Origin of the sequence: Nitrospira sp., from assembly GCA_024998565.1 — a bacterium.
Lineage (GTDB): Bacteria > Nitrospirota > Nitrospiria > Nitrospirales > Nitrospiraceae > Nitrospira_A.
Map to the genome: position 1 here is coordinate 403349 of JACOEM010000002.1, position 17341 is coordinate 420689.

Here is a 17341-nt window from a genome sequence, read left to right on the forward strand (position 1 = left end):
AATTGTGATGTCCCAAGTTGATTCTGCTTCTCTGCGAGGAGTCGCTCGTTCGATGAAGAGGGCTGTGAACGAGGCGTTAGATCAGTGGCGCTATCGGAGCCTGATTAGTCGGCAGGCCTTTCCGAGTCCCGTTCGTGCGATCTTAGTTGTCTGTAAAGGTAATATCTGTCGCAGCCCGTTAGCAGAGGCCTATCTCAAGCATCGAGTTGAAAAGCATGGGTTACCGATTGTGGTTGAATCAGCGGGGCTTGAAACATCGTTTGGAAAGGCGGCGCATCCGCTCGCGCAAGTCGTCGGCACGCAGGGGGGGCTTTTGCTCACCAAGCATGCAACGCAACCACTGCACAAAGAACAGGTTGATCGGGCGGACATCATTTTGGTCATGGAGTGGCGGCAGCGACGCCGCGTGCTCAAGCTATACCCTCAGGCCAAGCAGAAGGTGTTTTTGCTTCGTCAGTTTTACGATCACTCAGTGCGAGAGGTTGCGGATCCCTACAGTGGTACGCTGGAAGATTTTCAGACCTGCTTCTCGATGATTAAGCAGGCCTGTGATGTATTGGTCATGCAGATGTTGCCCTCGGGCAAGGAAGATTAGGATCGAGTTGATTTGATCGGAGCACGAGTGCGGATGGCAAAGAGCAGGGGAGGCACGGCATCGACATGAGCTTGCGAACAAGACTGTTCAACATCTATTGGACGCTACGGGGCGCCATTGTGCCGAAGCTGAGATATTCCCAGTACTCGTACGAGGAATCGCTGAAACGCTATGTGACGCCATCAGTTGAATGGGTGGAGATAGGGTGTGGACACTCCATCCTTCCCAGCTGGCGAGCGAATGAAGAGCTCCAGTTGGTAAGAACCTGTAAGGCAATATTCGGCATCGACTATGATCTTCCGTCTCTCAAAGCGCATCCCAATATCGCCAAAAAGCTGCGCGGCGACGTCACCAAGTTGCCCTTTAGAAACGAAGCGTTCGACCTGGTAACCGCAAATATGGTGGTCGAGCATCTTGACAATCCAGACGAACAGTTTAGAGAGATTGGGCGCATCCTTAAGTCGAAAGGCGTGTTCTTGTTTCACACCCCGAACGCATTCGGCTATGGGGTTATCTTGTCCAAGGTCGTGCCTGAGTGGCTCAAGGGCAAGCTTATTTATCTGTTAGAGGGTCGCCAGGAGCATGATGTTTTCCCCACGCACTACAAGGCGAATACTGAAACTCAAGTCAGGGCGCTTGCTCAAGCAAATGGCTTTGAGGTTCTGCAGCTTGATTTGATTGCCACGGATGCCATCTTTGCTATGCTTCCGCCGCTGGCGGCCGTTGAGTTACTGTGGATACGGCTGCTCATGACCCAGCCTTTCCGAAACCTCCGAACAAATATGATTGTGGCACTGAGAAAAGCGGCATAACGTGGCAGGGACCATTTCCAGTGCTGTGACCGAGACCTCTGCTCAATGATACATTCCAATCAACAGATGGCCGGTGGACCTCGATTTGGGGCTACGGTTCGAGCTTTGCCAGTTCCGAAGGAGTCCAAGGTCGGATTCTATCTCGTCATGTTGGCAATGCTCTTTGAGTTTGGACGGCCGCAGGACGTACTCCCTCCGCTCAAAGCGATCCCGATTCCAACCTTGTTAGACGTGTCCGTTCTTATTGCGGTCTTGGTTTCCGGCAGAGCGACTTTTTCTAACCTGCAAACAAAGCTTTGGATGGGACTCCTCGTTTTCATGGCGATGTGGGTTCCATTTGCTAACAACAACTTTTGGGCGTTCATGACGTTCAAAGAGATGACGTTATACTTTTTTTTCTATTTGGGAATTGTCACCTTCGTGAATACCACCAGCCGAATGCAGAAGCTGATATTCATGTGGCTAGGCGTGCATGCCGTTCTTGGCATAAATGGAATCTTGCATCATGGGCAAGGAGTTGGTGGGTGGCTAGGAGACGAAAATGATTTCGGGATGGAAATGAATGTGGCAGTTCCGGTCGCATTCTTCATGTACCAAGCGGCAACAAACCAGCGGTCGAAGTTGCTCTATATGGTGTTGTTGGGCCTCTTTGTCATGTCCGTGGTCGCGACATCTTCGCGAGGTGCATTTCTTGGTTTGCTTGCGTTAGGAACCTATTGCTGGCTGTACTCACCCAGAAAGGTCATGTCGCTGCTCCTGGGCATCTGCCTTGTTGGCCTTGTCCTCGTCGCTGCGCCACAGGAATATTGGGATCGCATCAGTTCCATCACCGATGATAATACTATGGAAACCGGTACGGCAGGGCAGCGGATGTTCACCTGGGGCATCGGGTGGGAGATATTTACTGCTAATCCTATTTTCGGGATCGGTCAGGGAAACTTCCCGTGGACAATCGGTGAGTACATGGGAGGGCGCACTTGGCAAACCAAATCATTGGCTGGCCGCCAGGCGCATTCCCTCTACTTTACACTGCTGCCCGAACTCGGACTTGTCGGAGTGATTATTTTCGGCACGATGGTCTATCTCAACTATCGAGATACCAGGGTGAGTCAGTTCTTGCCCGTTGCGGCTCGTGGTATGGCTGGACGGAACGGCAAGGAAGAGGCAAAGGACCCTCAAGTGGCACGAGCCATCTTATTCGGGAACGCGATTTTAGGCGGCATGATAGGGTATCTCACGACCAGCGCCTTCATCTCCACTCTCTATTACCCAACCTTTTGGATCCTGATGGGGCTGGCCGTGGCCCTTCGAAATTCAACTCAGGCGTATACTGTCAGCCAGCCTGGCACTAGTGCCGCCTCAACTTTTACGCCGAAAGTGTCTCTTTGGGATCGGCCAAGACCTGTAAGATTACGGCACTGATCGTCGGGCTGTGCGAGGCGATCCGAAGAGGCTGGGTTGTCCCCTCTGTGAGTCTTCGCGATCCGCGGTGCGTGTAGAGTACACCGTAAAATGATTCAAACAATTCTGTTTCTTTCGACCAGTAGTGGGCCAGGTGGAGCCGAGCGAGTCATCAGTAACCTGGCTACGTCCCTCGATCCTGCGCGATATCGGGCCGTCCTCTGTTTGTTTCGTCAGGGATGGATACAAGAACGAAGCGAAAGTCGGGGAGTTCGCACTCATATTATTCCCACGTGCGGGATGACAGACTGGCGCTGGGCACTTCGATTTAGACGGCTGCTGGAGGAGGAGGATGTCGACCTGATTCACGCCCATGAGTTTGATGCAAATGTGCAGGGGGCGTTCGTCGCGGCCATTTCCGGGACTCCTCTGGTAGCAACCGTCCACGGAAAACACTACTTCTGGGAGAAATGGAGGCGCTGCCTTGCGTATCGATGGGTCAGTCGGCAAGCGACCATGGTGGCGGTTTCAGAGGATTTGAAGCAGTTTATTGTGGAGAAGGTGGGGGCTTGTCCGGAACGAATTACAGTTCTCTACAACGGTGTGGATGTGCCAACGCCCCCAAACCAGGTTGAGGCTGATGCGTGCAGAAAAGAGTTGCGCTTACCCCAGGGGGACCAGATTGTTGGTGTCGTGGGAAATTTGTATCCCGTGAAGGGACACCAATATCTGATCGAGGGGATCCCCGCAGTTCTGAAGAAATGTCCTAATACCTCCTTCGTCTTTGCCGGGAGGGGACAGCTTGAAAAGGAGTTGAAAGATCAAGTCCACCGGCTTGGCCTGGACGAGCGAGTACATTTTCTCGGGTTGCGGCAAGATGTCTCGACAATTCTTGCTTTGCTGGATGTATTCGTTCTTCCCTCGTTATCTGAGGGACTTTCGATGGCAATCTTAGAGGCGATGATGGCAGGAAAGCCTGTGATTGCTACCCGGGTCGGCGGCAATCCTGAAATCGTGCTCGACGGTGAGACGGGCTTTCTTGTCCCGCCGCGTGATAGTCAGACCTTAGCGGACCAATTGGTAACGCTGTTGACTAATAAGGAACAGGCGGCCCAATTTGCAGCGAGAGGCAAACGTCGCGCCGAAGAGCAATTCAGCTTGCAGACCATGGTGCATGCATATCAATCGCTCTACGATAAATGTCTGCGGTCGAATCCATAGCATGACCTGAGAGCTGGAGAGCGAATGTATTACAGGGATGTCGCTTCCAATGAGAAAGAATGGACGTCATGATGACGGAAGCCGGCAAGCAACAGAGAACGAGGCAAGGACCCCGTGTGAAGGTCTGTCATGTGGCGATGGGCGATTTATGGGCCGGGGCGGAAGTCCAGTTATTAGCACTGATGACCTACCTGGTACGGTCGGATGAATTTGAATGGACTGTGATTTTGTTCAATGAGGGTAGATTAGCTGAAGAACTTCGCAAGCTCCCGCTTTCAGTCTCAGTCATTCCTGAGGCGAATCATACTTCTATTACGATAGCGAGTCGGTTGCTAAAGATCTTTCGACACATTCGGCCTGATATCGTGCATACCCACAAGTACAAAGACTCCATCATTGGCGCCAGCGTCGCGCGGTATGTGGGAGTGCCTCACACGGTCAGGGTCGTGCATGGAATGCCTGAACCATTCAACGGATTGAGAAACTTGCGAATGCTTCTCTACACCACGGTTGACAGGTTCGTGAGCCGGTGGCTCATCGATAAGCTGGTGGCCGTCTCATCGGATATCGAAAAGCAGCTAATCGAGACCTACGGTGCGGCGCATGTGGTACGCATCCACAATGGTATTGATTTAGAAGCCGTTCAGAGCGGTTCTTCGAGACCTCAGAAGCGTAAAGAATGGCGCGTAGATGACCTGGTAACGCTGATCGGAACCGTCGGCAGGCTTGTTCCTGTAAAAGGCCATGTTGTGTTGCTGGAGGCGCTGCGAATTGTACGCGGGTCCGATCGTAATGTGATGCTGCTAGTGGTTGGAGATGGTCCCTTGCGCGCACAACTTGAGTCAGAAGTTGCACGACTGGGTTTGGAGGAATCCGTAATATTCGCCGGGCACCACTCACCGGCCTATGATTTCATCAACATGATGGACGTATTTGTCCTTCCATCGCTGCATGAAGGTATTCCGATGGTGTTGCTTGAAGCACTGGCCCTAGGGCGACCTGTCGTGGCGACTCGCGTGGGTGGAATTCCGGAGGTCATCACCGATGGAGAAACGGGCTTGTTGGCGGAACCAGCGGATGCGTTGTCCCTGGCGAAGTGCATTCTACAATTAATCGTGGACCAATCTAAGGGGGCTCGTCTTGGTAAGGCCGGACGAACTCGTGTAGAAGAAGAGTTTAATGCGCGTATTATGGCTGAAAAAACGCTAGGACTGTATGAAAAGGTATTGGGCAATGTTGTCCTGAACAGCAACCCGGTAAGCTGACACCATGACAAACTTCTTTGGAACCATCTGTCTCATCGTGTTGGGAGTGATTTCATTTTTCTCCCTCTACCAACTGGGCCATGCAATCATCGCGATTTTGTATAAGGCTGTTCCCTCTGACCCTAGAAAAGCCCGTACGACTCGTTTTTTGATTCTTATCCCGGCTCACAATGAGGAGGATGGATTGCCGGAGACTCTACAGAGTCTGGCTACCCTGCAATATCCAAAGTACCTCGTACATATCGTGGTGATTGCGGATCGCTGTGCGGATGACACGGCAAGGGTTGCGCGAGCGGGTGGTGCCCAGTGTCTGGAACGCAATGAAGGCCCTGGTGGAAAAGGTGCCGCAATGTCCTGGGCCATGCAGGTGCTACGGAAGGAAGGTGTGGTGTTCGATGCGCTCGTCATCGTTGACGCAGACTGTCTTGTAGATTCCCGTTTGTTAGAGGCTTTTGATGATGCTCTTGCAAAAGGGCATGAAGTCCAGCAGGGGTACAATTATCTCTCGAATCCATGGGAAACTCCGTTTACCCGTGTGATTGCGGTCACGAGTGTGCTGCGAAACTTCCTGTTTTATGGAGCAAAAGAGGCAATCGGTTGCTCGGCAATGTTGAGCGGAACGGGGATGTGTTTGAGTCGGGCCGTTGTGGATCAGCATGGATGGTCGGCGTTCTCGGTTGCGGAAGATTGGGAGTTCTCGGTGTCACTGCTGCTGAATGATGTTGTGATTCATTTCAACCCCTTGGCTCGTGTCTTTGCCAGGGAGTCTAAAGGGCTCAAGCAGGCTTCCCGCCAGCGGCTGCGATGGGCGACCGGTAAGTATGCGGTCATGACAAACGGGGCGCGCCGCCTGTTCTTGCAAGGATTGAAACTCGGGAATGTGAATCTCATTGACGGGGCCGTGACGTTGGCCGCTCCTAATTATTCGAGCCAGGCCTCCATGACTCTTTTCGCTCTTGTCTGCAGCTTCTTCTTGAGCCAGGAACCGGCATGGGGATTTCTTCTTCCTTGGTCGCTAGGAGTGCTTGGATCATTGGGTGGGTACTTCCTTCTGGGCGCGATGCACACGCAGTCACCCTTAAAAACATTAGCTGGAATTCCTTATATTGCGGTGTTTCTTCCGTGGCGACTCTCAATCGAAATATTAGGCTTCCTCGGATTTGGTCGAAAAGGTTGGGGCCGAACCTTCCGGGATTCTGCAACTCGGCGCAATACTCCTGGTACGTAACGCTGCTAAAGCCAGCGTCCTTATCCTGTCTGTCCGTAAGCTCCCCCGTCAAGAAGACAGTGTCATGGGAGAATTTCTGGCTTCTGACGTTGCCCCCGGTTCGAGACAACTCTTAACCAGAGCAGACGACTTCTTCGACGATCCATTCTTCCTGACGTTGGCTGACGAACTCGCTCGGCGTCAGGTGGCCGAGTGAGCTATGCGGGCGGCGTGTATTGTAGTCGAGCCGCCAGGCTTCGAGGATCGCTTGTGCTTCGTCGAGTGAGGCGAATTGGTGCACGTTCAAACACTCGTCGCGCAACCGCCCGTTAAAGGATTCAATGAAGGCATTTTCCACGGGTTTGCCTGGTCGAATAAAGTCGAGCTGGACACCTCGCCGATAGGCCCAGTCTTCCAGTGCGCGCGATTGGAATTCCGTCCCATGATCGACCGTGATGGAGCGGGGCCCCGTCGCCTCGCCGAGGACGCGATCGAGGAGCTGGCCGACGATCTCCCCGGACATCCGCCCCCTCGCCTCCACGACTGGACTGGAGCGACTCCAGTTATCGATGACCGTCAAGATTCGAAACGGCCGCCCATCGGCGAGCGTATCATGTACAAAATCCATACTCCATCGCTCGCGAGGACCGGTCGGCATCGGCGCGGGGCCGCGATGCAAGGCTCTGTGCTTGCGCCGCCGCACCCGCATCCGCAACTGAAGTCCATCCAGGCGATACAACCGACGGACTCGCTTTCGGTTCACGAGTGTCAAGGCCGAAGTTGGTTGTCCACCAATCACCGATGTGAGATGTCCACTTTTCACCGATGAGATTGTCCGGTTCTTCGGTTCAGAGTGCCACATCTGTCGTCACCTCTCCCGGCTCGGTGGCCGGCCGTCGGCCGAAGAGCCCCGCCTTCTTTTTCTCGCGGAGCCGATAACTCTCGCCTTTGATATTCAAGGTGGTCGCATGGTGCAGGAGTCGATCGAGGATCGCGGTGGCGAGCACGTGATCGTTGAAGACCTCGCCCCAATCCGCAAAGCTCTTGTTGCTGGTCACAATGAGGCTGCCCCGCTCGTACCGGCGCACCAGCAGGCGGAAGAAGAGACTGGCTTCTTCCCGCGTGAGGGGAAGGTAGCCGAGTTCATCCAGAATCAGGAGGCGTGGGTAGGCCAGTTGTTGCAATGTCCGGTCGAGGCGGTTCTCATGGCGGGCGCGCACCAAGCGGCCCATGAGACTCTCCAAGGTCAGGAAGAGCACCGAGCAGCTCGCTTCGACCGCCTTGATGCCTAAGGCGATGGCGAGATGGGTTTTGCCGACCCCCGGGGGCCCCAAGAGGACCACATTCTCCGTGCGCTCAATGAAGCTCACCCCTGCCAACTCCCGCACCACCTTGCGGTCCAGCGAGGGCTGAAACTCAAAGTCGAACTGGTCCAGGGTTTTGATCCACGGGAACCGAGCCAGCCGCAGGCGACTTTCGATCCCGCGCTGTTGCCGCCCGCGCCATTCCGCGTCCAGGGCGTGGGTCAAGAACCCTTGATAGTCGAGGTCGCCCTTGGCGGCCTGCTCACAGACGCCGTCGAGCTGCGTGAGCAAATGTTCCATCTTCAGACGTTCGAGGAGGACACTCAGCTCCATCATGGCGCCACCTCCTCGTAGACGGCCAGCGGCCGCCGTTCGACTTCCAGGGTCTGCGCCCACAGGGCCTCATGATGTGCCGGGACTGTGACCCAGCCCAACTCCCCGGCGACCACCCGATGGCTCGCGACCACATGCTCGCCCTCATAGACCGCCAGGTCCCCCTCGAGCGTGAGCCGGATCTGGACTGGGCGGCCGGCCAAGTGGGCGGGCACGCTGTAGCGGCGGCCGCGCACGTCAATGTAGGCGTCCCAGCTCACCTGCCGCACCTCGCGGTAGGCCGTGTCATAGCGCGCGGCTGGTACGGGGCGCAGCGTGGGGGCCTCCCGGGCGAACCGTTCGGCGACAATCTCGTGCATCGTCCCGTGACACCGCTGATCCGCCTCCTCTCGCAACCACTGCTCGGCCAACTGATTGAGATGCGCCCAACTCTCGAACTGGCGATAGCGGACAAAGAAGTGGTGCTTGATGTAGCCCACCATCCGTTCATCCTTGCCCTTCGTCTGCGCCCGGGCCGGACGACAGGCGCGCGGCACAAACCCATAATAGCCCGCGAGATCCACAAACCGCGGATGGAACCGAGCGGGGCCGCCGCGCGGATGCTCGAGCACCGCCGCCTTCTGATTGTCCACCAGGACCTCGCCCGGCACGCCGCCGAACCAGTCGAAGCTCCGGATCAGCCCTTCATAGGTATGCTCGGCATCCTGGCCGTCCGTGCACCAGAAATGAAACCGCCGGGAGAACCCCAGCGTGTTGACGATCACGTGGACCGTGGTCTCGGCGCCCGCAATCCACGTCCGCTGCTCGCCCCAATCACTCTGCAGCTGCCGTCCCGGAGCCGTTTCAAACCGGACCGTCGCCCGCCGGATTCGCAACGCCCGCTTCGGCCGGATGTAGTCCCGCAGAATCGAGATCCGGCCCGTATACCCTTTGGCCTGCAACTCCCGAAAGATCACCACGGCGTTCCAGACATCTTCGGCCAGGAGCCGGTCGATGTCCGCCCGATAGGGATCCAGCCGACTGCCCCGCCGGCTGGTTCGGGCGACGGGTACCCCACCGCGGTCGAGGGCCCGCCGCACCGTCCGTGGATGCACCCCCACCTGTTTGGCAATGTCGCAGAGAAACAGTCCCCGTTGAGCCAACGCGTGAATCACCATGAAGTCCTCCCTTCGCAGCATCCGTCCCTCCTCCGTCTGGCTGATCGGTGAAAGGACATTGTGATCGGTGTTCAGAGGACTTTTCAGGTCGGCGATTTTAGGACTTCTAGCATCGGCGTTGACAACGAGCCAGCCTTCTCGCCGCAGCAACACCCAGATCCGCTGGTACCCAAAGCGCGGTCGAGCCTGGGCGAAATCTCGAATGCGCAGGCGGAGCGCCGATTGATCCTTCGCTCGACTCCGGCGATACCACGCGGCTCGACTAAACTGCGCCAAGCGACAGGCCCGCAGGCAACTGACCTGAAACGTGTCCTGAAACCACGCGGCCAGTTCTCGACGGCGTGCGGGCCTTAGACTTTTTTTCGCAAGGCCTCCGACAGCATGTGCTTGTCGAGCGAGAGGTCGGCCACCAGGCGTTTGAGCCGGGCGTTTTCCTCTTCCACCTGCCGCAGTCGGCGGAGTTCGCTCACGCCGAGATGCGCGTACTTCTTCTTCCAGGCATACCATGTTTGCTCGGCGATGCCGAGCTGCCGGCAAAGGTCGCCGACGGGGGTCCCGCTGTCGGCTTGGCGGAGGGCATAGACGATCTGCTCTTCGGAGAATTTCGACCGCTTCATCGATCCACTCCTTTCGTCGAGGACCGTCGAAGCTGCCATTCTACTCTCGTTTTGACCTGCCGTCGTTTTCGGGGGAGACGTCAGACGCCCGCCGCCTATGCGAGGCACTTGGCCAAAAAATCGAATACAGTTGCCCCCGGACTCCAAACGTAGCTGCTACTCAAGATGGGGGGACGTCGGTCTCGATCTAAGGGGAGCTTACGTGTCGACTCTGTAATCAAACGGTTTCGTTTTTTGCGGATTATCCGGATCCACTCCCCGAGGGCAGGAAGTATCGTGAAATTCAGAGGAACGTTGGCCGAGTTATATGGCTACTGTTTGAGGTCAACGCTAGAGGACGATTGTAATGGTTCACCCAGTATGATCCGGCCATAGGAATGCTGAAGAAGTACGCTTGTCAGGAAGGCAGAAGTGTACAAGGTTGCGGTTGAAAGCACGACGAAGAACATTGGAGAGGTTGGGGACAGCAGTCGGGCAAGTAGCAAAGAGAATACTTTCATGATCAGAGGGATGTGTACCAGGTAAATTCCCATTGATCTTCGTCCCAAGCTGGAGAGGAATAGAAAACGGGTAGGGTTGGAAAAGAATAACAGATAGCAGCCCAGCAACAACAGGAATTGGCTGTAAAGAGCCATGCCTTGAAAGAAGAATGCGATCACGAATCCTAATGCGATGGCGGTTCCCGATAACCAGCGCCCTTGGGTCCTCCAGAGCGGGGCGAAAGGCTGGAGTGACAGACCGACAAGATAGAACTGCATTCCCCAGAGTGCATGATAGATGGGATCGAGCCCGGGGAGAAAGTAGGATTGAATCGGTGCGCTCTGAAAAATGGCGACATAAACAATGGTGGCGACAATCCGATGCATCGGGCGTGTATGCATCACGTGATAGGTGATCTTTGAAAAGGCACGGATAAGAAAGAGGGAGAGCAGAAAATACATTTGAGATGAGAACGAGGAGAGATAGGCGGCTACGGCAATCTCTTGCCAGGTCTGGCCATACACGACATGCACAGAGCTGTTATCGAAGTACTCAAAGGCAATGCGCAGGGCGCAATAGAAAACGGTGAACACCACCCAGGGTAAAAGTAAGCGTCGCGCACTTTTGCGGATATAAACCGCATAGTCAAAAGCCGCGAGCTTTTGATGGCCCAGCGCGAACAGAATTCCATCGACCAGAAAAAATACCGGCACCGCGATGGTTCGAGACAGAAACCCCAGGAGTTGCTCACTTTCCTGATCAAGGTGAGCGTATCCGAGAGCATGGGTGGCAACTACCATGGCGATGGCCAGGCCACGAAAACTGTCCAGGTAAACCAATCTACTGGGGGACGGGTCGAGCATATTTATGATGAGCGGAGGTGGGGGAGCGTTACTTGAGATACTTGTCGATCTCGGCCGCCTTAGAATTGAAAATAGATAAAGGATGGCGCTTCCAGAGTCATTCCCGCATAAATCAGCAGGAGTGTTCCATATGTGGCGGCTTGGATCGGGACAGGTCTCATGATCCACCATTCCGCGAATCGCTCCAGTCTTTGTGCGGGAAATACATGAAACAGTATGCCTAGGATCAGGATGAGGTAAAACACACCACTCAGCCTCGTGCCACCGGTCAGGTGGCTCCAACCGCGGATAAAATCGAGAAAATTGTCCAGGTCTTGGACTCGGAACAGGAGCCAGCCGAAGGCGATCAGGTGGAAGCATCCAATCTGCAACATCACTTTTTGGGTTGTGGTGCGGATGGCATCGGTTTTAGGTCCCTGCCTGGCCAGGATAAGAAGCAAGCCGTGGTACACACCCCAGCAAATAAAATGAAGCGCAGCTCCGTGCCACAGCCCCCCCAGGAACATGGTGATCATCAGGTTCATTTTGACTCGCCATGGCGCTACCCGGCTGCCGCCGAGTGAAATATAGAGATAGTCCCTCAGCCAGGTAGAAAGGGAGATGTGCCAGCGAGTCCAAAACTCACGCACATTCTGTGAAAGATAGGGTCGGTTGAAGTTCTGCGGGAGGTCGTAGCCCAGCATCTTTGCCAGCCCGATGGCAATATCGCTGTAGCCGGAAAAGTCATAGTAAATTTGGAATGTGTACGCATAGAGACCGATCAACAGATCCCAGGATGAAAACGTGAGGGGATGGGCGAACACGTTGTCGACCGCCAGGGTTGCCAGGAGGTCGGCGATCAGAACCTTTTTGGAAAGACCCTTAAAGACCAGAAAGAGTCCATCGTGAAATCGCTGAGTCGTTACGTTAGGGAGGTGGTGCAATTGTGGGAGGAATTGCTTCGCCCGCACAATCGGGCCAGCGATCAATTGAGGGAAAAAGGCCACAAACACGGCAAACTTCAGGAAGTTTCGTTCCAGAACGCGCTCTCCGCGGTACACGTCGATCGTGTAACTCATCGTTTGAAACGTATAAAAGGAGATGCCGACCGGCAGCAGGAGTTCGTGTCGCAGGAGGGAAAGGTCCCACCCGAACATCGCGATCGCAGGCCCTGAGAGATCGATGAAAAAATTGTAGTATTTGAAGAGGGCCAACAGGCCGAGATTGGAGGTCAGGCTGATGATCAGGATGTACGTCCTCGCTCGAGGCCGTTGTTCCCGTGCCAGGACGAGTCCAACCGAGTAATCGACGATCGTGGAGAACGCCAGTAACCCGGCATACTTCCAGTTCCAACTCATGTAGAAAAAATAGCTGGCTCCTAACAAAAGAATGTCGCGCCATCGTTCGCGGTAAAAAACGACGGAATACAAAACCAGAATACAGATGAAAAATGCTGAAAATTCAATCGAATTAAAGTTCACGAGATTTCTCTAGTGCGCATTTGATGTCTCGCTGGCGAACCTCTGAGGGAGCTCGGTGTGAAGCCCCGCATAGATGGCTTCTGCCACCTTCCGGTGTCCTTCAGGGGTAAAGTGGACGAAATCACGAAAATACTCCGGGTGTCCCGAAACGACTGAATCCAAATCGACGAGGCGGAGATGTTCCTCATCGGCCACCCGTTTGAGCGTCTGGTTAAAGCGGGTGATGGTCTCAAACCATCCAGAAAGAGACAGGTACACGTTGTACCGGAATAGAAAGTCCGTGACCTCTCCGGGCACGTCCGGCAAGTTCTCCTTGGTGTGACTAGTGGCAAAGGTACATAAGACCGGTTCTGCGCCGACTTTCCTGGCTGAATGCACGAATTCCTTCACCTCTGTTTCAAACACCCGGTCTGCCTGCTCACCTAAGGCGTCAGCTAAGACTCGCTGTCCTGTCAGTCTGTTGGAGATGTTCCCCTTGAGCAACGCATAGAGTGACGTATGCTCATAGACCTGGGCAATCCAGCTCGCCTCAGGCGTCGGTTTCTGGGTATTCGATTCCTTTGCCGTGGATGACCTTGGTTGCTTACCGGACAACAGCTGTTTGGAGAGTTTGGTGATTTGAGTCGACATTTGATACAGGATCACCACATCAGGCTTTTCGCGGGCGCCACGAGACTCCAGATCTGCGCGGTTTGCTTCAATGTCCATTCCTGCATGACTGGCATTGATGACGGTTGTCGGTGAGCCGGATTTCTTGAGTAATGCTTCCAAGCGGGAGGGAAAGATCAGGTCTCGGCTCAGGTAGCTGTCTTCCGCATGGGAGGATGAAGCGATCCAATAGCGCATTTCTCCTGTTATTTTCTCAGGTGCATCTGACGGGATGGCGGCGAGGGAAGTTGTAGCAGGGAGAGGAGTGTCGGTATTTGCCACGTTCTGGCGTTGAAAGGTTCCGAGGGCAATCGTATCAAAGCCACGGGAATGGGCGCGGATCTCCAATACCCCTTCCAGGAGCAACAAGTAGGCGAGTCCCCAGAAGAGTACGCGCAATAGAGAGAAATTCATGGATTCGTTGAGTGCTCAGGTGAGGTGCACATCGGTCGACTTCGAGGATGGCCAAGCGGGTGATTCTGGTGCGTGCGGCTCTCTCGGTAAGTAAACATGGTCAAGTATTGAGTGACAGATTGTGCGAGCATGTGATGCCCTGGTGGTGGTAGGGCTCAATCAGTTTCGCATAGAGATAGGTCCGCCTCTTAAACGTCCAGATATCACGGTTCGGAGCCTGAAACGATGAGCTTCAGTGTGTCAGCCTGAGTCGGTTACAGGTAGAATACACGAGACGGGAAATATTACACAGTATTTTTCGCTACCGGATGGCTAAGTGAAGTGTGAGGGAGAGACGAGTCACTTGGACCATCGTGAGCCGCTTGGGTTTGGTACTTTGACGGGGCTCCTTCGTAACGGAAGCAGCATGAGTTGCCGGTTCAGCGAGTGGGCGAGGAGCCAGGGTTGATCGTTCTCACACATTCCCTGCGCTGAGACCTAGAGTTCAATCTACGTTGCAGATCTCTGTATGGTGCCACTTTCTGAACGAGTTGGATCCTCTTTCAAGGAATGGTCACGCTCCTGATTGTCGGATTGGCGGGAGGTCCAGGAGGCTGATCTGTTGATGCACCACCTCCACCGACCGATACATGCAGGTGGTCGATGAAGTGGTTCCACTCAACAGTGGGAAGCGGATTCACCCACCCATCCCACGTTTCCGACCACGCCCACTCATTCAACCCCCCGGCGCCATAATTCAGATTGGTGTAACTGCCGGCAGGGACGCCGTTGACCCACCAGCGTACAATGCCATCCCGAGAGGTCGAAGTGGTGCTCGCCTTGATGTAGGCTTCCAGTTTCGTCCAGGTACCAACGGTCAAGATACCAGGGCCGACGTTCGGATAACAAGCGAGCCCGCTATCGAGTGCGCAGGCGTGGCTGTTATCCAACCCGCCTGTATTATGCGCAAAAATCATGGCTCCCGATCCATTATTCAGCGCGGCGTTATTGAAGAGGAACACTCCGTTACTGCCGGGGCCGCGAATGAAGAACGTCTTATTTCCCACGGGTCGTCCCTGAAATTGAGGATTGGTACGCCACATCAGGCCGACATACATCTCGCGGTTCAGCTGCGATGTCTGATAATTGAGTTGCATGCCGCCAGCCGAATTACCCGGGAAAATTGAGGACTTGACTGCGCTGCTGGGTGAGATGGGAGCAGACGAATCGGATGCAATCTGAGATGAGGAGTAGGCATCGAAAATGCCGCATCCGCCCACGCTGTTGAAGGGACAGTCCATCACGACTGATGCCCCCGCCGGTTCGTTGGTCCAGACCCCTGCAGCATGACTCTGCTGAGCCCCGACTAATCCCGCACAGAGAGTCAGCACGGCCACAAATGTAGCCAACCTCTTAGAGGCCTGAGACGTCGAATTACCATCCATGTTTGCCCTCTTGTTGGTGGTGTACAGTGTATGAAATGGTCTTGTGGTCATGTGACTCCATCCGTTCGGCTGTGCGTCTCTCGTGAGGCGAGTGTGGAGGTCCTGACTGAATCGACTTCCTGTCCTACGAGTATCCTGAGTCTATTAGTCCATTTGTTTGAGCAAGATTAGTGCCTGCCCCAGCCTTTAGGGCTCCTACCATAGCAATAGCTCACATAACCTTGCAAATGCTTTCACAATTCATGGGGGCTCGGTTAGGGCGACTCATTGGCCTCTTATCCTTCCTAGGCATGAATGCTGTGGGGGGAAGAGGTCAGTACCGGTCAAAATCGTGCTCGTGCAGGCAACCAGATGACGCAATTCTGCTGGCAAGGTGGCGAAACCGTCCATCGGTCAGACAACGAGGAAATGGTTGAGCCTGCCCATTCGAACAGCAGTTGATGAATTTCCGGCCAGAGATGTTGTGTGAGGTGTTTGCCTTCCGCGCACCCCGGCGCTTATGGGAAATCGTTGACGGATGGGAGATATTCTGCCATTCTTTTTTACGACATCGGTGACGTGGCGGCGATGACTGACGAGGGGAGTGACATGGCGAAGAAGATGCAGCGGCAGATTGCAGTCGTGGGGTTGGGGTATGTGGGATTGCCGATCGCGGTGGCGTTCGGGAAGTCTGCTCCGGTCATTGGGTTCGATATCAATAAGGCGAAGGTCGATGAGCTGCGCAAAGGAATTGATCGGACCGGAGAGGTGTCATCCAAAGATTTAAAGGCCAGTCGCGTCCGGTATACCTCCGAGCCCAGTGATCTCAAAACCGCCGATTTTATCATCGTGGCGGTGCCTACCCCCATTAACGAGGCGCTTCAGCCTGATTTGACGGCCTTGAAAAAGGCGTCTGAACTGATTGGGTCCAATCTCTCTCCGGGGGCCATCGTCGTGTATGAGTCAACGGTGTACCCTGGTGCGACAGAGGAAGACTGCCTCCCGATACTTGAAAAAGCATCCGGAATGAAGAGCGGCATTGATTTCAAAATCGGATATTCGCCCGAGCGCATCAATCCGGGAGACAAGGAACATACGCTGGAACGAATCATCAAGGTCGTCTCTGCCCAGGATGAGGAGTCCTTGGAGATTGTCGCGCAGACATATGCCATGGTGGTGAAGGCCGGAATCCATCGGGCGTCCAGCATCAAGGTGGCCGAAGCGGCGAAGGTGATCGAAAACACCCAACGAGATCTGAATATCGCGCTGATGAACGAGTTGTCGCTGATTTTCCATCGCTTGGGAATCGATACCAGATCCGTTCTGGAGGCGGCGGGAACGAAGTGGAACTTCCTCAAATTCAGCCCAGGCCTGGTCGGGGGCCATTGCATCGGAGTCGATCCCTACTATCTGACCGCTAAGGCCGAATCCGTCGGCTATCACCCGGAGGTGATTCTAGCCGGTCGGCGCATCAACAATAGTATGGGCAAGTATGTGGCCGAGCAGACCGTGAAGCTGTTGAGTCAGGTGGAACGACCCGTCAGCGACTTACGCGTCGGCGTCCTGGGGCTGACCTTCAAGGAAAATGTTCCTGATTTGCGGAACAGCCGGGTGCCGGATATTGTGAACGAACTGAAGGAGTATGGCATTCAGGTCGTGGTGCACGATCCGCTCGCGGAACCGGAAGAGGCGGTGGGGGAGTATGGCCTGCGCCTTTCGCCGTGGGATCAGCTCAAACAACTGGACGGAATTGTGTTGGCTGTCGCCCATCGGGAGTACATGCAGATGAGCGTCTCAGAACTACTGAAGCCGTTGCGCAAGCAGCGGAACAATGTGGTGGTCGACGTAAAGAGTGTGTTGAACCCGGACAGTTTGCCTGGGTCGGTCAAGTATTGGAGGCTCTAGGCTGCGTCGATATCATCAGACGGAGACTCCTCAACCGCGCTCCAGAGTGTCTGCCGAAATCCCATTGGTGATCCTTCTCTCTCCCTGAGGCCGGACAGATCGTCCGGCCTCAGGGGCCCTCCAGCTGACTCCATAGTGCTGACCGACTAATGCCTCGTCACAGATCTGCCGAAAGAGGTGCGAGACGATGGCATGGCACTTGCCGTCCAAAGCGAGAAACTGATTGTCGCGTCTGTGTCAGTTTGATATACCAAAG

General features: G+C 54.9%; 15 protein-coding genes. 7 read left to right on the top strand and 8 right to left on the bottom strand.

The features are described 5' to 3' along the window. Window positions 1–52: 52 nt before the first annotated feature. From H8K11_05495 to H8K11_05520, 6 genes are all read left to right on the top strand, one after another. Window positions 53–595: a low molecular weight phosphotyrosine protein phosphatase gene (locus tag H8K11_05495; protein MCS6263194.1), complete on the top strand. Its 543-nt coding sequence runs from the start codon at window positions 53–55 to the stop codon at window positions 593–595. Window positions 596–660: 65 nt separating this feature from the next. After that, window positions 661–1407 carry a class I SAM-dependent methyltransferase gene (locus H8K11_05500; GenBank protein MCS6263195.1) on the top strand — a complete coding sequence of 249 codons (747 nt, stop codon included), beginning with the start codon at window positions 661–663 and terminating at the stop codon, window positions 1405–1407. 147 nt (window positions 1408–1554) lie between these two features. Beyond that, window positions 1555–2829: an O-antigen ligase family protein gene (locus tag H8K11_05505; GenBank protein ID MCS6263196.1), complete on the top strand. Its 1275-nt coding sequence runs from the start codon at window positions 1555–1557 to the stop codon at window positions 2827–2829. Between the two features lie 90 nt (window positions 2830–2919). After that, window positions 2920–4029: a glycosyltransferase family 4 protein gene (locus tag H8K11_05510; GenBank protein MCS6263197.1), complete on the top strand. Its 1110-nt coding sequence runs from the start codon at window positions 2920–2922 to the stop codon at window positions 4027–4029. Between the two features lie 59 nt (window positions 4030–4088). Then, window positions 4089–5294, top strand: coding sequence for a glycosyltransferase (locus tag H8K11_05515; protein MCS6263198.1), 1206 nt, complete (start codon window positions 4089–4091; stop codon window positions 5292–5294). Between the two features lie 4 nt (window positions 5295–5298). Next, the gene (locus tag H8K11_05520) at window positions 5299–6522 is read left to right on the top strand and encodes a glycosyltransferase family 2 protein (protein MCS6263199.1); all 1224 of its coding nucleotides are present in this window, start codon (window positions 5299–5301) and stop codon (window positions 6520–6522) included. Window positions 6523–6634: 112 nt separating this feature from the next. Here H8K11_05520 and H8K11_05525 read toward each other — a convergent pair whose 3' ends face one another. The 8 genes from H8K11_05525 to H8K11_05560 all read right to left on the bottom strand — a co-directional run bounded on the left by H8K11_05525 (window position 6635) and on the right by H8K11_05560 (window position 15201). Then, window positions 6635–7264 (bottom strand): IS3 family transposase, encoded by a 630-nt coding sequence (locus H8K11_05525; protein MCS6263200.1) that lies wholly within the window; start codon window positions 7262–7264, stop codon window positions 6635–6637. Window positions 7265–7349: 85 nt separating this feature from the next. Continuing rightward, the gene (locus H8K11_05530; GenBank protein MCS6263201.1) at window positions 7350–8141 is read right to left on the bottom strand and encodes an ATP-binding protein; all 792 of its coding nucleotides are present in this window, start codon (window positions 8139–8141) and stop codon (window positions 7350–7352) included. Next, the gene (locus H8K11_05535) at window positions 8138–9316 is read right to left on the bottom strand and encodes an IS21 family transposase (protein ID MCS6263202.1); all 1179 of its coding nucleotides are present in this window, start codon (window positions 9314–9316) and stop codon (window positions 8138–8140) included. The genes H8K11_05530 and H8K11_05535 overlap by 4 nt, the downstream gene beginning before the upstream one ends. Window positions 9317–9645: 329 nt before the next feature. Then, on the bottom strand, window positions 9646–9912 hold the full coding sequence (locus tag H8K11_05540; protein MCS6263203.1) for a transposase: 267 nt from the start codon (window positions 9910–9912) through the stop codon (window positions 9646–9648). Window positions 9913–10223: 311 nt separating this feature from the next. Continuing rightward, the gene (locus tag H8K11_05545) at window positions 10224–11255 is read right to left on the bottom strand and encodes an acyltransferase (GenBank protein ID MCS6263204.1); all 1032 of its coding nucleotides are present in this window, start codon (window positions 11253–11255) and stop codon (window positions 10224–10226) included. A gap of 59 nt (window positions 11256–11314) precedes the next feature. Next, a complete protein-coding gene (locus H8K11_05550; GenBank protein MCS6263205.1) occupies window positions 11315–12715 on the bottom strand; it encodes an MBOAT family protein in 1401 nt (466 codons plus the stop codon). Window positions 12716–12724: 9 nt separating this feature from the next. Beyond that, window positions 12725–13777 (bottom strand): SGNH/GDSL hydrolase family protein, encoded by a 1053-nt coding sequence (locus tag H8K11_05555; protein ID MCS6263206.1) that lies wholly within the window; start codon window positions 13775–13777, stop codon window positions 12725–12727. Between the two features lie 542 nt (window positions 13778–14319). After that, the gene (locus H8K11_05560) at window positions 14320–15201 is read right to left on the bottom strand and encodes a hypothetical protein (GenBank protein ID MCS6263207.1); all 882 of its coding nucleotides are present in this window, start codon (window positions 15199–15201) and stop codon (window positions 14320–14322) included. A gap of 600 nt (window positions 15202–15801) precedes the next feature. Here H8K11_05560 and H8K11_05565 point away from each other — a divergent pair. Further along, window positions 15802–17085 (top strand): nucleotide sugar dehydrogenase, encoded by a 1284-nt coding sequence (locus H8K11_05565; protein ID MCS6263208.1) that lies wholly within the window; start codon window positions 15802–15804, stop codon window positions 17083–17085. Window positions 17086–17341: the final 256 nt, after the last annotated feature.

Excerpts from the sequence above, each read along its gene's own strand:
- H8K11_05495 (MCS6263194.1), top strand. The coding sequence starts at position 53 with ATGAAGAGGGCTGTGAACGAGGCGTTAGATCAGTGGCGCTATCGGAGC.
- H8K11_05500 (MCS6263195.1), top strand. The coding sequence starts at position 661 with ATGAGCTTGCGAACAAGACTGTTCAACATCTATTGGACGCTACGGGGC.
- H8K11_05505 (MCS6263196.1), top strand. The coding sequence starts at position 1,555 with ATGTTGGCAATGCTCTTTGAGTTTGGACGGCCGCAGGACGTACTCCCT.
- H8K11_05510 (MCS6263197.1), top strand. The coding sequence starts at position 2,920 with ATGATTCAAACAATTCTGTTTCTTTCGACCAGTAGTGGGCCAGGTGGA.
- H8K11_05515 (MCS6263198.1), top strand. The coding sequence starts at position 4,089 with ATGGACGTCATGATGACGGAAGCCGGCAAGCAACAGAGAACGAGGCAA.
- H8K11_05520 (MCS6263199.1), top strand. The coding sequence starts at position 5,299 with ATGACAAACTTCTTTGGAACCATCTGTCTCATCGTGTTGGGAGTGATT.
- H8K11_05530 (MCS6263201.1), bottom strand. The coding sequence starts at position 8,141 with ATGATGGAGCTGAGTGTCCTCCTCGAACGTCTGAAGATGGAACATTTG.
- H8K11_05535 (MCS6263202.1), bottom strand. The coding sequence starts at position 9,316 with ATGCTGCGAAGGGAGGACTTCATGGTGATTCACGCGTTGGCTCAACGG.
- H8K11_05540 (MCS6263203.1), bottom strand. The coding sequence starts at position 9,912 with ATGAAGCGGTCGAAATTCTCCGAAGAGCAGATCGTCTATGCCCTCCGC.
- H8K11_05545 (MCS6263204.1), bottom strand. The coding sequence starts at position 11,255 with ATGCTCGACCCGTCCCCCAGTAGATTGGTTTACCTGGACAGTTTTCGT.
- H8K11_05555 (MCS6263206.1), bottom strand. The coding sequence starts at position 13,777 with ATGAATTTCTCTCTATTGCGCGTACTCTTCTGGGGACTCGCCTACTTG.
- H8K11_05560 (MCS6263207.1), bottom strand. The coding sequence starts at position 15,201 with ATGGATGGTAATTCGACGTCTCAGGCCTCTAAGAGGTTGGCTACATTT.
- H8K11_05565 (MCS6263208.1), top strand. The coding sequence starts at position 15,802 with ATGCAGCGGCAGATTGCAGTCGTGGGGTTGGGGTATGTGGGATTGCCG.